General features: G+C 64.2%; 12 protein-coding genes. 5 read left to right on the forward strand and 7 right to left on the reverse strand.

Annotated features, from left to right (window positions below; all coding sequences use genetic code 11):
• Positions 1-249 precede the first annotated feature (249 nt).
• Entirely contained in the window at positions 250-1,467 is a 1,218-nt protein-coding gene (locus KMZ68_RS09145) for a cytochrome P450 (protein ID WP_215615455.1), read from the reverse strand.
• 57 nt (positions 1,468-1,524) lie between these two features.
• On the opposite strand from KMZ68_RS09145, the gene KMZ68_RS09150 reads away from it, so the two are divergent.
• From KMZ68_RS09150 to cnbZ, 5 genes are all read left to right on the forward strand, one after another.
• A complete protein-coding gene (locus tag KMZ68_RS09150; protein ID WP_215615456.1) occupies positions 1,525-1,662 on the forward strand; it encodes a hypothetical protein in 138 nt (45 codons plus the stop codon).
• A 116-nt stretch (positions 1,663-1,778) separates the two neighbouring features.
• Positions 1,779-2,465, forward strand: a complete 687-nt coding sequence (locus KMZ68_RS09155) for a TetR/AcrR family transcriptional regulator (protein ID WP_215616266.1) — start codon at positions 1,779-1,781, stop codon at positions 2,463-2,465.
• Position 2,466: 1 nt separating this feature from the next.
• Positions 2,467-3,660: an efflux RND transporter periplasmic adaptor subunit gene (locus KMZ68_RS09160; protein ID WP_215615457.1), complete on the forward strand. Its 1,194-nt coding sequence runs from the start codon at positions 2,467-2,469 to the stop codon at positions 3,658-3,660.
• A gap of 17 nt (positions 3,661-3,677) precedes the next feature.
• The gene (locus tag KMZ68_RS09165; RefSeq protein ID WP_215615458.1) at positions 3,678-6,773 is read left to right on the forward strand and encodes a MexW/MexI family multidrug efflux RND transporter permease subunit; all 3,096 of its coding nucleotides are present in this window, start codon (positions 3,678-3,680) and stop codon (positions 6,771-6,773) included.
• 138 nt (positions 6,774-6,911) lie between these two features.
• Positions 6,912-7,655, forward strand: a complete 744-nt coding sequence (cnbZ, locus tag KMZ68_RS09170) for a 2-amino-5-chloromuconate deaminase CnbZ (RefSeq protein ID WP_215615459.1) — start codon at positions 6,912-6,914, stop codon at positions 7,653-7,655.
• Between the two features lie 114 nt (positions 7,656-7,769).
• Here the strand turns inward: cnbZ and KMZ68_RS09175 are convergent, their stop codons facing one another.
• From KMZ68_RS09175 to KMZ68_RS09200, 6 genes are read right to left on the reverse strand one after another with little or no spacing between them, the layout of a single operon-like run.
• The gene (locus KMZ68_RS09175) at positions 7,770-8,657 is read right to left on the reverse strand and encodes an ABC transporter permease (RefSeq protein ID WP_215615460.1); all 888 of its coding nucleotides are present in this window, start codon (positions 8,655-8,657) and stop codon (positions 7,770-7,772) included.
• Between the two features lie 5 nt (positions 8,658-8,662).
• Positions 8,663-9,604, reverse strand: a complete 942-nt coding sequence (locus tag KMZ68_RS09180) for an ABC transporter permease (RefSeq protein ID WP_215615461.1) — start codon at positions 9,602-9,604, stop codon at positions 8,663-8,665.
• A gap of 28 nt (positions 9,605-9,632) precedes the next feature.
• Complete coding sequence (locus KMZ68_RS09185; protein ID WP_215615462.1) at positions 9,633-11,144, reverse strand: ABC transporter substrate-binding protein; 1,512 nt, start codon at positions 11,142-11,144, stop codon at positions 9,633-9,635.
• A gap of 25 nt (positions 11,145-11,169) precedes the next feature.
• Entirely contained in the window at positions 11,170-12,273 is a 1,104-nt protein-coding gene (locus tag KMZ68_RS09190; RefSeq protein WP_215615463.1) for an ABC transporter ATP-binding protein, read from the reverse strand.
• Positions 12,270-13,259 (reverse strand): ABC transporter ATP-binding protein, encoded by a 990-nt coding sequence (locus KMZ68_RS09195; protein WP_215615464.1) that lies wholly within the window; start codon positions 13,257-13,259, stop codon positions 12,270-12,272. Before KMZ68_RS09195 ends, KMZ68_RS09190 begins: the two co-directional genes overlap by 4 nt.
• Positions 13,256-13,966, reverse strand: a complete 711-nt coding sequence (locus KMZ68_RS09200) for a DUF1028 domain-containing protein (RefSeq protein WP_215615465.1) — start codon at positions 13,964-13,966, stop codon at positions 13,256-13,258. The genes KMZ68_RS09195 and KMZ68_RS09200 overlap by 4 nt, the downstream gene beginning before the upstream one ends.
• Between the last annotated feature and the right edge of the window lies 1 nt (position 13,967).

Below are 13,967 nucleotides of genomic sequence, written 5' to 3' on the forward strand. Positions count from 1 at the left end.
CAATGCGCGGGGGGTCGAAAACACGCTGCAGTCCCTGGCGCATTGACGAAACGCGAGGTTGTGTGATGGATTGGCAACATTCACCGCGTGCCATTCGCGATTTTGTTCGCCGTGATTGTTTCCGACCGGGAAGACAGCCGCGAGAGGAATCTCATCGTCAGCTTTCACAAGTTGATCGGGGGCAATCCTACGGTGTCAGATGAATTCACCTTCTGCGGCGCGGGAGGCGCTTCTGCCCACCCTGCGTTTTCAAACCTCGCACGGCACGCTGAGGAACCCGCGAAACCGCGCGCGGCCGCCGCGCACCGGCTCGCCGTTCAATTCGTAGTCCGGAAACCGCGCCAGGAATCGCGAAATCGCGATCGCGCCTTCGAGCCGCGCCAGCGCCATCCCGGCGCATTGATGCGCGCCGGTGCCGAACGCGAGATGCCGGTTCGGGGTGCGGCCGATGTCGAAGGTTTCGGGATTGGCGAACTGCGCGGGGTCGCGGTTGGCGGCCCCGATGCACAGCGTCACCGAGGTGCCGGGGGCGAGCGTGACGCCGCCGAGTTCGACCGCTTCGGTGGTCATGCGGTTGCCGAGCTGATTCGAGCTTTCGAACCGCAGGATTTCCTCGACCGCGGTTTTGATCAGATCGGGATTGTCGATCAGCCGCTTCTTCTCGCCCGCATGGCCTGACAGCGCCACCAGCCCGTTGCCGATCAGATTGGTGGTGGTCTCGTGTCCGGCGTTGAGCAGGAAGATGCAGTTGTGCAGCAGCTCCTTCTCGGTCAGGCGCTCGCCATTGTCCTCGCCCTGGATCAGGCGGGTCAGCACGTCTCGCTCGGGATTGCCGGGTTTCGAGCGCCGCCGCGCGACCAGGCCCTCGAGATAGCCAAGAAAATCCTTCACCGCCGTGTTGCCGCGGGCAAAGGCCTCGGGTCCGATCACCGGCTCCAGCGCGCCGAGGATCGCCAGCGACCATTCGCGTAACGGTCCGCGCTCGTCCTGCGGCACGTCGAGCAGATTGCCGATCACTTCGATGGGAATCGCCGAGGCAAAGTCGTCGATCAGATCGACGCTGCCCTTGGCGGCCATCGCATCGAGCAACCGGTTCACCAGCGCGATCAGGTCCGGCTCCATGGAGGCGATGGCGCGCGGCGACAGCGCGCCCATGATCAGCCGCCGCACCCGGGTGTGCGCGGGCGGGTCGTTGAAGACGAGGCTGGTGGTGTGGTGCTCGTAGAGCAGCGAATCGCCGTATTTCGGCAAGAACTCCTTCTTCTTGTCGGAGGAGAAAACCCTGGTGCTCTTGTAGGCGCTGACAAGGTCGTCATAGCGGGTCAGGAACCAGGAGCCGTTCGGCATGCGCTTGATCGGCTCGTGCTCCCGCAGCGCGCGATAGATCGGGTAGGGGTTTTCGTAGAATTCGGGCGTCAGCTTCTCGATATCGAAACTTGCCGCCAGCTCCCGCGCGTCCGCGTTCATGTTGCCATCCCTTTTGGTGGAGCCCGTTATGCCGTTTTCGCTCTATCGCAAAATCCGGTGGCCTCTATTGTCCCGCCCGCGCGCCTTGCCAGCGTCAAGATCGACAGCACCAATCCGGAGCGGGTGCTGTCAAGCCGCGACGGTGCCTTCATCGCCAACCGCATCCGCGGCGCTCTCGGATCCAGCCCGATCTGAAGCCGAGGCTGAAATGGAACCTCACACTCACGTGTGCAGCGCAGCAAATGCTTGACTTTCGCGAGGGTGAGTGCTTACTCACAACCATGGGTACTCCATTGCGCACCCCCCTTCGCATGACAAGCGACCTGCGGCGGCAGCTGATCCTCAGCGCCGCCAAGCGTTGCTTTGCTCGCCATGGCTTTGCCGGAACCACGACCAAGAGCGTCGCCGCCGCCGCCTCAATTTCGGAGGGTTTGCTGTTCAAGCACTTCCCGACCAAGTCGGCCCTCTATGCGGAGATCCTGGCTGAAGAGTGCGAAGCCGATCCGGCCTTCGCCGAACTGCTCGGGCTGGAGCCGTCGACGGAAACGCTGGTCGTTCTGATCCGCGGCATGGTCCACCACTTCCTGCACGCGTCGGACCTTCCCGACCAGGAGGAAGCCCAGCGTCTCAGGCTGATGATGACCAGCCAACTCGACGACGGAGAATTCGCGCGGCTGCTGTATGAGAAGATCGGAGATTTGATCGGACCCGTGTTCACCGCGTCGCTGGAGCGGGCGGTTGCGGCGGGGGACGCGACACGGATCGGGCGCGAGCCGCTCAACCTGTTCTGGTTCGCGCACCACACCGTGTTGATGGCGGCGCTGTCGCGGCTGCCGACGGTTCCCTGCCTGACCTACGCCAACGCCGCCGATCTCGAGCGTCAGGTCTGCGAATTCATTCTCCGTGGAATTGGACTGAACGAAACCGCTATTGCCTTTCATCTGGACCGCGAGCTGTCGCTCCTTCCGGGGCAGAAGGTAACCGCAGAAGGTGCATGAAATGAACGTTGTGACCGAAGCCAATATTTCCGGCAAGCCGATTGTTGAGAAGTCGCACAAGCGTCCGGTACGAATGCTGCGCTGGTCCATCATCGTCGGGCTGCTGCTGACGTTGCTGGTCGGCGGCTTCGTCGGCTTCAACGCCTTCCGCAGCAAGATGATCGCGCAGTTCTTCGCCAACAACAAGCCGCCGCCGGTTGCGGTCAGCGTTGCGGAAGCGAAGTCGGAAGTCATTCCGAACCTGCTGACGGCGGTCGGCGATCTCGCCGCCGTGCATCAGGTCAACGTCACCTCCGACGTCAACGGCCGCATTACCGACATCCTGTTCACCGCCGGCTCGACCGTGACATCAGGCACGCCGCTGGTGCAATTGTTCGACGGCCCCGATCAGGGCGATCTGGCAAGCTTCAAGGCGCAGGCGACGGTGGCGCAGCTGACGCTGGAACGCGCCAAGCAGCTGGCCTCGCGCCAGTTCAGCCCGCAGGCGACGGTGGATGCCGCGCAGGCGGCCTTTGACCAGGCCAACGCCGGCATCGCCAAGACCCAGGCGATCATCTCGCAGAAGCTGGTGCGCGCGCCGTTCGACGGTGAACTCGGCGTCCGCAAGGTCGAAGTCGGACAGTTCCTCACCGCGGGCACCCAGATCGTGTCGCTGACCGATCTGTCCACGCTGTATGCGAACTTCACCGTGACCGAGAAGGACAGCGCCCAGTTGCAGGTCGGCCAGACCGTTCGTATCGCGGTCGATGCCTATCCGGGCCGCAAGTTCGAAGGCAAGATCACGACCATCGAACCGCAGATCGCCACCGACACGCGCAACATCCGCGTTCAGGCGACGATCGCCAATCCCGACCGCATCCTGAAGCCCGGCATGTTCGCGACCACCACCATCGTATTGCCGGACAAGCCGGCGGTCGTCACCGTTCCTGAAACGGCGGTCGACTACACGCTGTACGGAGATTCCGTGTACCTGCTGACCGAGAAGAAAGCGGACGACGGCAAGACCAGCCTGAGCGCGGTGCGCACCTTCGTCCAGGTCGGCAACCGGATCGACGGACGGGCCGAGATCCTGAGGGGATTGAAGGCCGGAGATCGCGTCGTCGCGGTCGGCCAGCTCAAGCTGCAGTCCGGATCGGCCGTCGCCATCTCCACCGATCCGGTGCCCCCGATGCCCGCGCAGCCGCCGCGCTACTGACAAGCGAGACCTTCGCAATGGCCTTAACCGATATCTTCATCAAGCGGCCGGTCCTGTCGGTCGTCGTCAGCCTGCTGATCCTCCTGATCGGCTTCCGCGCGGCGACCAGCCTGCCGATCCGCCAGTATCCGAAGCTGTCGAATACGGTGGTCAACATCACGACCGTCTATCCCGGCGCGTCGGCGGATCTGATTCAGGGCTTCATCACCACGCCGATCGAGCAGGCGGTGGCCTCCGCCGAAGGCGTCGACTACATGACCTCGTCCTCGGTGCAGGGCACCAGCACGATTCAGGTCTTCATCAAGCTGAATTTCGACCCGAACCAGGCACTGACCGAAGTGCTCGCCAAGGTGAACTCGGTCAAATACCTGATCCCGAAGGAATCGAACGACCCGATCGTCACCAAGACCACGGGCCAGACCACAGCCGTGATGTATCTCGGCTTCTCCAGCGAGGAACTGACGGGATCGGCGATCTCGGACTACCTCACGCGCGTCGTGCAGCCCGTGCTGTCGACGGTCGACGGTGTGGCGTCCGCCGATATCCTCGGCGGCCAGACCTTTGCGATGCGGCTGTGGCTCGATCCGGTCAAGATGGCGGGCCGCAACATTTCGCCGAGCGACGTTTCGCTGGCGATCGCCGCCAACAACTTCCAGGCCGCGGCCGGACAGGCCAAGGGTTACTTCATCGTATCCAACGTGACGACCAATACCGATCTGCGCAGCCTCGATCAGTTCAAGAACATGATCGTCAAGTCGAGGGACGGCGGTATCGTGCGGCTGGAGGATATTGCGACCGTCGAACTGGCGGCGCAGAGCTCGGATGCGAGCGTCGCCTTCAACGGCGAACACGCGATCTTCATCGGCGTACAGGCAACCCCGCAAGGCAACCCGCTGACGCTGGTCAAGGGCGTCCGCGCGCTGTTTCCGGAACTCGAGCGCAACCTGCCGCCATCGATGAAGATGAAGGTGGCCTACGATTCCACCCGGTTCATCCAGTCGTCGATCGACGAAGTCGAGAAGACGCTGGGCGAGGCGGTGCTGATCGTCGTCGTGGTGATCTTCCTGTTCCTGGCTTCGTTCCGCTCGGTCGTGATTCCGGTGGTGACGATCCCGCTGTCGCTGGTCGGCGTCTGCAGCCTGATGCTGGTGATGGGCTTCAGCATCAATCTTCTGACGCTGCTGGCGATGGTGCTGGCGATCGGACTCGTGGTCGACGACGCCATCGTGGTGGTGGAGAATATCCATCGCCATCTCGAGGAGGGCAAGACGCCGGTGCAGGCGTCGCTGCAGGGCGCGCGCGAAATCGTCGGCCCCGTGATCTCGATGACGATCACGCTGGCGGCGGTCTATGCGCCGATCGGATTCCTCGGCGGTCTCACCGGTTCGCTGTTCCGCGAATTCGCCTTCACCCTGGCGGGCTCGGTGATCGTGTCCGGCGTGATCGCGCTGACGCTGTCGCCGATGATGTGCTCGGTGTTCCTGAAGAGCGCCGAAGAGGGACGCTTCGCCAAGCAGGTGAACCGGGTGTTCGGCGCGATGACGCGCTGGTACGGCCGCAAGCTCGACCGTTCGCTCGACTATCGCCCGATCACCGGGCTGTTCGCGCTGACGATCCTCGGGCTGGTCGGCTTCCTTTATGCGAATACATCGAAGGAACTGGCGCCCGAGGAGGATCAGGGCATCGTGTTCGCGGTGACCAAGGCGCCGAAATACGCCAACATCGACTATACCGATTTCTACGGCGAGAAGCTCGACAAGGTATTCGCGAGCTTCCCGGAGACCGATCTTCGCTTCGTGCTGAACGGCATCAACGGCCCGCAAGGCGGCATCGCCGGCATGCTCTTGAAGCCGTGGGACGAGCGCGAGCGCTCCTCGATCAAGCTGAAGCCGCTGGTGCAGGCCCAATTGAGCAAGATCGAAGGCGTCAACGCCTTTGCGTTCAACCTGCCGCCGTTGCCGGGCGGACCGGGCGGCCTGCCGATCCAGATGGTGATCAATTCGACCGTCGGTTTCCAGACCATCTATGAGCAGATGGCGAAGCTGAAGGACGCCGCGCGCAAGAGCGGCCTGTTCATCGTCTCCGACAGCGATCTCGACTTCAATCAGCCGACGGTGCGGATCAAGATCGACCGCTCGAAGGCGAGCAATCTTGGCATCAACATGCAGCAGGTCGGCAATACGCTGTCGACCCTGCTCGGCGGCAACTACGTCAACCGCTTCAATCTCGAAGGGCGTTCCTATCAGGTGATCCCGCAGGTGCCGCGCGGCCTGCGGCTCTCGCCGGAATCGCTCGGCGGTTTTTACGTGCCGACCAACACCGGCCAGCTGGTCCCGCTGTCGACCATCGTGTCGATCGAGACCGCCACCGCGCCGAACTCGCTGACGCATTACAACCAGCTGAACTCCTCGACCTTCCAGGCGGTGCCGATGCCGGGGGTGACGGTCGGCCAGGCCGTGGACTTCCTCGAGGGTGAGGCGAAGAAGCTGCCGGCCGGCTTCAGCCACGCCTTCCTCGCCGATAGCCGCCAGTATGTGCAGGAAGGCAACCAGCTTGCGATCACCTTCGGCTTCGCGCTGATCATCATCTTCCTGGTGCTGGCGGCGCAGTTCGAGAGCCTGCGGGATCCGCTGGTGATCATGATCAGCGTGCCGATGGCGATCGTCGGCGCGCTGATCCCGCTGTTCTTCGGGATGGCGACCATGAACATCTACACCCAGGTCGGATTGCTCACCCTGGTCGGCCTGATCACCAAGCACGGCATCCTGATGGTCGAGTTCGCCAACGAGCTGCAGCTCAATGAGGGCCTCGACCGGCGCTCCGCCATTGAAATGTCGGCCCGCATCCGGCTGCGGCCGATCCTGATGACGACGGCGGCGATGGTGACCGGCCTGATCCCGCTGTTGACTGCAACCGGCGCGGGGGCGGCGAGCCGGTTCTCGATCGGTCTGGTGGTCGTCGCGGGCATGTCGATCGGCACGCTGTTCACGCTGTTCGTGCTGCCGGCGGTCTATGTGTCGCTCGCCACCGACCATAGGGCCAAGGCCGGCTCGCGGCGGACCAAGGAGATCGCGGATTTCGATCTCGGTTCGAAGGCGCTGAAGGCGACTTGAGCGAAGGTCATAGGTTGTTAGAGCGACAGCGGACCTGACGGCCGCTGTCGCTTTCGTTTTGCCTCGTGCTATCTTCCCCCGTTCAACGGCGCCAGGGGCGTCCGCAGGCAACCAGAATAAGAAGATCAGGGGGCGGACATGACGCGTGACTTTTCGGCCGGCAATTACCGGTTCATTCCGGCGGTATTTCAATATTCCAGCGGCGCCGCCGCCAACCTCGGCTATGAAGTCGAGCGGGTGCGCTTCGACAAGATGCCGCCGCTGGCCGAAGGCTTTGCGCTGATCAGGAAATATATCGAGGCCGCGGGAAGGCCGCTGACGTCGTTCTGCGCCTGCGAGTTGCGCTCGCCGGCGGCGTTTACCGAAGACGGCTTCCTGAAATTCAACCAGCACTACGTCAAGACGCTGGCCGAGTGGGGCCTGTTCGACGGGTCGACCAATCCGGTGGCGCGCAGCAATGTCTGCCCGGAAATCGATCCGCCGGCCGAGCCGTCATTCTATGCCTTCTCCTTCACGCGCCCGAGCAACACAACCACGCCGACCTTCGTCATCGCCGGCGGCGCCGAATCGCGCGACGGGCCCGGAACCTATTCCGAACGCACCGTGCGCTACCGCGACCTCAGCCCGGAGGGCTTGAAGGAAAAGGTCCGCTTCACCGTGGGATCGATGGAAAGCCGTCTCGCCGCCTTCGGGTTCGGCTGGAAGGACACCACTGCCGCGCAGGCCTACACCGTGCACGACTTCCATCCTGTCATCGCCGACGAACTGGTCCGCCGCGGCGTGATGCGGTCCGGCTTGATCTGGCACTTTGCCCGGCCGCCGGTGGTCGACCTCGAATACGAGATGGATTGCCGCCGCGTGATGCGGGAACTCGTGATCTAGGAGGCGAGCCAGAGATCGACCTGGCATTGTTTCGTCATCGCGAGGAGCGAAGCGACGAAGCTATCCGCTCTTCCTTGTGGGCTTATGGATTGCATTCCTCGCAATGACGGCCCATCAGCGCTCGCGCGGGTCGAGGGCGTCGCGCAGGCCGTCGCCGACCAGGTTGAACGACAGCACCACGAGAAAGATCGCAAGTCCCGGCCACAGCGCCATCCACGGCGCGCCGGTCAGGAAGCGCTGCGCCGCGTTCAGCATGCTGCCCCAGGACGGCGAGGGCGGTTGCTGGCCGAGGCCCAGGAACGACAGCGCCGCCTCGGCGATGATGGCGGCGGCGATCGACAGGGTTGCCTGCACCAGCAGCGCCGGCATGATGTTCGGCAGGATATGGAACAGCGCGATCCGCCAGCGCGGATTGCCGATGGCCCGCGCAGCCTCGACATAGTCCTCGACCTTGACGCTTATCACCTGGCCGCGCGTCAGCCGCACGAAGATCGGCGTCGCGGAGATGCCGATCGCGATCATGGCGTTGCCGAGACTCGGGCCGAGAAACGCCGCCAGCGCAATGGCGAGGATCAGGAACGGGCAGGCCAGCATGGCGTCGGTGATCCGGCTGATCAGCCCATCGATGAAGCCGCCGCGATAACCCGACAGTAGCCCGAAGGGAACACCGATGCCAAGCGCGATGCCGACCGAGATCGCGCCGGCCAGCAGCGAAGCCCGTGCGCCATAGATCACTCGGGCCAGAATATCGCGGCCGAGGTCGTCGGTGCCGAACCAGTGCTGCGCCGATGGGGCTTTGCGCACGGCCGTCCAGCTGGTCGCGATCGGATCATAGGGCACGATCCATGGCGCAAACAGCGCCAGCACGATGAAGGCCGCGATCACGGCGAGCCCGACCACCGCGCCCTTGCGCTGGAACAGTCGCCGCAACGCGCGCCGCGACGGACTTTCCAGCTCGTCGGAGGCGGCAACAGGGAGGGCGGCGAGCGCTGCGTCGGTCATGTGGCCTACGCCCTCAGTCGCGGGTTGACGAGGATATAGGCGATGTCGGCGATCAGGTTCAGCGTGATGTAGATGGTCGCCGTCACCAGCACGACGCCCTGCACCACGGCATAATCGCGGTTGAACACGGCATCGACGATCAGCTTGCCGAAGCCCGGAATCGAGAAAATCTGTTCGGTCAGCACCGCGCCCGACAGCAGGGTACCGAGTTCCAGCGCGCCTAGCGTGATCACCGGCGTCAGCGCGTTTCGCATCGCATGCTTGAGGATCACCGAGCGTTCGAACAGGCCCTTGGCGCGGGCGGTGCGGACATAGTCGCTTTCCAGCACCTGCAGCATGGCGCTCCGGGTGTGCCGCATCAGGATCGCGGCGATGGCGTTGCCGAGCACGAAGGCCGGCATGATGGTCGAGGCGAGGCTGGCGCGCCAGTTTTCGGAGAGCGGCACATAGCCCGAGGCCGGCAGCCAGCCGAGCTCGATCGAGAACAGGAAAATCAGCATGATGCCGAGCCAGAAATTCGGCGTCGAGATGCCCCACAGCGCGAACAGGTTGGCGCCGTAGTCCCAGGCCGTGCCCTTCTTCACCGCCGATACGATCCCGGCGGGAATCCCGATCAGAAACGCAATCACGATCGCCATCGAAGCCAGCTGCAGCGTCACCGGCAGCTTCTGCGCGATGAGGTCGCGTACCGGTACCTTGATGCGGAGCGACTCGCCGAAGTCGCCCGACAGCACGCCCTTGACCCAGTAGACATATTGCACCGGGACCGGCTGATCGAGCCGGTACTGCGCGCGGATCTGCGCGATCACGTTAGGATCGCGCTCTTCGCCAGCCATCACCAGCGCCGGATCCCCCGGCAGCAATTGCTGCAGCGAGAAGATCAGGACCGACACGAAGAATAGCGTCGGGATCAGCTGCAGAATGCGTTTGCCGAGGAAGTTCAGCATGGGCTTTGTTTTCCGGGCGCGGTTGCTCTCACTTCAGCTTCAGCCCGATCACGCGCACCAGACCGTCCGGCATCTGCTTGTAGCCCTCAAGCTTGGTGGTATGCGCGATCAATATCCTGCGGTGATAGATATAAAGCAGCGGCTTTTCGTCGAGCGCGAGTTTTGCCAGCTTTTCATAGATTACCTTGCGCTGGGCCTGATCGGTGACGAGCCGGGCATCGTCGAGCGCCTTGTCGGCATCGGGGCTTGACCAGGCACTGTAGTTCTGCGGCGCTCCGGTCCTCAGGAAGACGTAGGAATTGCCGTCCGGATCGATCCGCCCGCTCCACGCCAGCATGAAGGCCTGGTATTCGCCGGCCTCGGCCTGCTTCAGCGAGGTCGCGAATTCGGTGACCCTGATCTTCATGTCGAAGCCGGCTTCCGCCGCCATCGACTGGATCACCTGCGCGACAGCTTCGGTTTCGGCGCCCTTCGGCACCATGAAATCGACGGGGATCGGCACGGCGACGCCGGCTTCCTTGATCAGCGCCTTGGCCTTGGCGATGTCGCGGGGCTGGACCGGAAAAGCCTTCTGATAATAGGGATGATCCGGATTGACCCACTGGTTGCCGGGTTTGAACTCGCCGTTGAACACGACCTGGTTGATCGCCTCGCGATCGATCGAGAGGTCTAGTGCCTGGCGCACCTTGGCGGATTGGCTGAGCGGCCCCTTGGCCTTGTCCTTGCCGATGTTCAGCGTCACGCCCTGATAGCCGAGCTCGATCGCGGTCGACAGCTTCAGCCTGGGGTCCGCCTGCACCTCCTTGAGGTCGGTGGCCAGCAGGCGTTCGATCAGGTCGAGACCGCCGGACTTGAGGTTGGCGAGGCGGACCGTGGCATCGACCAGCGGCAGATAGACGATGCGGTCGATGAAGACCTTGTCCTTGTTCCAGTAGTCGGCGAACTTCTCGAACACGATGCGGTCCTGTTGCACGCGTTCGACGAATCTGTAGGGACCGCTGCAGACTGGCTTCAATCCGAACTTGTCGCCGGCTTCCCTGGCCGCCTTGGGCGACACCATCATTCCGGCGCGATCGGTAAGTTGCGCGATCAACGGCGAGAACGGCGCCTTCAGCACAAGCTTGATGGTGAGGGGATCGACGACGTCGACATGGTCGAGTGCGGCGAGTTCCGGTTTGCGGAACGAGCCCTGCATTGTCAGGTGGCGGTCGAGCGAGAATTTTGCCGCCTCGGCATTGAACGGCTCACCATCGTGGAATTTGACGCCCGGCCGCAGTTTGATCGTGACTTCCTTGCCATCGGCGGAAGTCTCGTGGGACAGCGCGAGCTGGGGCACGATGTTGATCTTCTCGTCGATGTCGAACAGCTTGTCGCAGAATGAGGCGAACACGATGCGGCCGACATAGGTCCGCGCCAGTGTCGGATCGAGAATATCGGGATCCTCGGCCAGCCCGATGCGCAGCGTGGTCTGGGCCTGGGCACCAGCCGCCAACGATAGCAACAGCGCCGCCGAGGCGGCCGCCAAACGCAGGATTTTCATCGCACTGATCTCCATGTTCACGAACTCAATCGGCCGGCGGCGCGGCCCCGACTATACCAACCCCGCGGACGCCTGCACCTTCCGTGCCGCCGCTGAACGCCGCCACCAATCGTTCCAGCGCCGGCGAAAACCCGCCGTCGGCGGGAACCACGGCGTCGGCCGGCGGCAGTTCCGCGGTGCGGTGGCAGGCGGTGAAGTGGCCGTCGCCGAGCAGTTGCGGTCGCTCGACCCGGCAACGTTCGACCACATGGGGACAGCGGGTGTGGAAGCGGCAGCCCGAGGGCGGATTGAGCGCGCTCGGCATTTCGCCCTGCAGCAGAATGCGGCTGCGCTTGGCCCGCGGTTTGGGCACCGGGATCGCCGACAAAAGCGCCCGGCTGTAGGGGTGGCGGGGCCCCGCGAACAGCGCCTGCGCCTCCGCGGTCTCGACGATCACGCCGAGATTCATCACGGCGACACGGTCGGCGATGTGCTTGACCACCGCCAGGTCGTGGGAAACGAAGATATAGGCGAGGCCGAGCCGGTCCTGCAGGTCGCGGAGCAAATTGAGGATTTGCGAGCGGATCGAGACATCCAGCGCCGAAACCGGCTCGTCGCAGATGATCAGTTTGGGTTCAACCGCCAGCGCCCGCGCGATCGCGATGCGCTGGCGCTGGCCGCCGGAAAATTCGTGGGGGTAGCGGCGGGCGAAGCGCGGCTCCAGTCCCACCAGCCGCAGCAATTCCTCGACCCGTTCGCGGCGGCGCGCTGGTGGCACCAGATCATGCAGCGCCAGCGGCTCGGTCAGGATCTGGCTGACGGTCATGCGCGGATTGAGCGACGCGTAGGGGTCCTGGAAGATGATCTGCGCATCCTTGCGGAAGGCGCGCAACTGGTTGGCGTCCAGCGCGAGCAGGTCGCGGCCCTCGAAGCGGATGCTGCCGGCATCCGGCTCGATCAGCCGCAACACCAGCCGGCTCACGGTGGACTTGCCGCAACCGGATTCGCCGACCAGTGCCAGCGTCTTGCCGGCCTCGACGCTGAAGCTGACACCGTCGACGGCCTTGATGTAGGCGGTCGGCCGCCCGAGCAGCGACCGATCGGCGACGAAGTATCTTGCGAGATTTTCGACCTCGAGCAGGGCGGTCATGACACCAGCCCCTCCAGCGGCGTCCGGATGCAGCGCGACCAGTGCGAGGGGGTGACCGCGACCATTGGCGGCGGCGCGGCGGTGCAGGCTTCGCGGACGAACGGACACCGCGCAGAGAAGCGGCAGCCGGTCGGCAGCGCGCTCATGTTCGGAACCATACCCTCGATGGTGGCGAGATGCGAGGCGCGGCGGTCGAGCCGCGGGATCGAGCCAAGCAGGCCGACGGTGTAGGGATGCTGCGGATTGCCGAACAATTCATCGACCGGTGCGCGCTCGACGATCTCGCCGGCATACATGACAGCGACTTCGTCGCAGACTTCGGCGACCACGCCGAGATCGTGGGTGATCAGGATGATCGCAGCCCCGCTCGCCGCCTTCAACTCCCGCATCAGGTCGAGGATCTGCGCCTGCAGGGTGACGTCGAGCGCGGTGGTCGGCTCGTCGGCGATCAGGAGTCGGGGATCGCAGGCCAGTGCCATCGCGATCATGACGCGCTGGCGCATGCCGCCGGAAAGCTTGTGCGGATATTCGTCGATGCGCCGCTCCGGCGAGGGGATGTGCACCCGGCGCAGCAGCTCGATGGCGCGCTCCCGTGCCGCGCGCCGCGATCCGCCGCGATGACGAAGGATGGTCTCCATGATCTGGTCGCCGATGGTGAAGCTCGGATTGAGCGAGGTCATCGGCTCCTGAAAAATCATCGCGAGGCGATTGCCGCGCAGGTCGCGCAGGGTCTGATCGGGCACGTCGAGCAGATCGAAGCCGTCGAAGCGGATCGAGCCCGACACCTCGGCCGAGTGCTTCGACAGCAGCCCCATGATGGCGAGCGAGGTGACGCTCTTGCCGCAGCCGGATTCTCCGACCAGGCCGAGCGTTGCGCCATTGGCGACGCTAAGGTCGACGCGGTCGACCGCGTGGGTGATGCGGCCGCCGTCGCCATGGAAGATGACCCGCAGGTCCTTGATCTCGATCAGCGGGCCATCGGTCATTTCTGGCTCGCGATGGCTGCTTCGATCCCGGCGTCGATGGTTGCGCGATCGGTGATCCCGGCGGGATTGCCGCGGGTCGGAAGGAACGGGCGGAAATGCACCCAGCGCTCGCGGCTGACCGCCTCCAGGCGAGCGAGTTCGGCGAGCGGATCGGCATGGTCGTCGACGCGCAGGTCGAGTGCGGACCATTCTTCCTCGCCGTGGATCAGAAGCGCTGCCGATTGCCTGCCGCGCTTGTCGCCGCCCGCAGCTTCGCCGGATCGCATCGCCGCGATCAGGCGTTGCGCGAACGGCAGGTCTCTGCCCGCGAGATAAGCCTGCGCGGTGTCGTCCAGCACGCTTGAGCCCGCCAGCATGTTGCCGGCAATCGAAAAACCGTCGCCCTCGATGTGCCCGCACCAGTCGACGCATTCGCTTCCCGTATGCGAGGCAATGCGGCCCTTCGCATCCATGATGTGGAGCTGCCGGCTCTCGAATCCGCTATCGCCGGCAATCAGGGTGTCGACGACATCGCGCGGCGAGCGTCCCTCGCGCAGCAACCTCACACCGTCGATGCCGAAATAGGGATTGACCAGCGCCTGGGTTGCGACGCCGCCGATCCCGGCAGCGATATGCGGCACGAGCGCGCCGACCGCAAAGAATTTTGTCGCGACCGCGATGCCGAACTGGCCGGTGGCTTGGTCTCGGGCGATAATCGACCAGGTCATA

Origin of the sequence: Bradyrhizobium sediminis (assembly GCF_018736105.1) — a bacterium.
GTDB lineage: Bacteria > Pseudomonadota > Alphaproteobacteria > Rhizobiales > Xanthobacteraceae > Bradyrhizobium.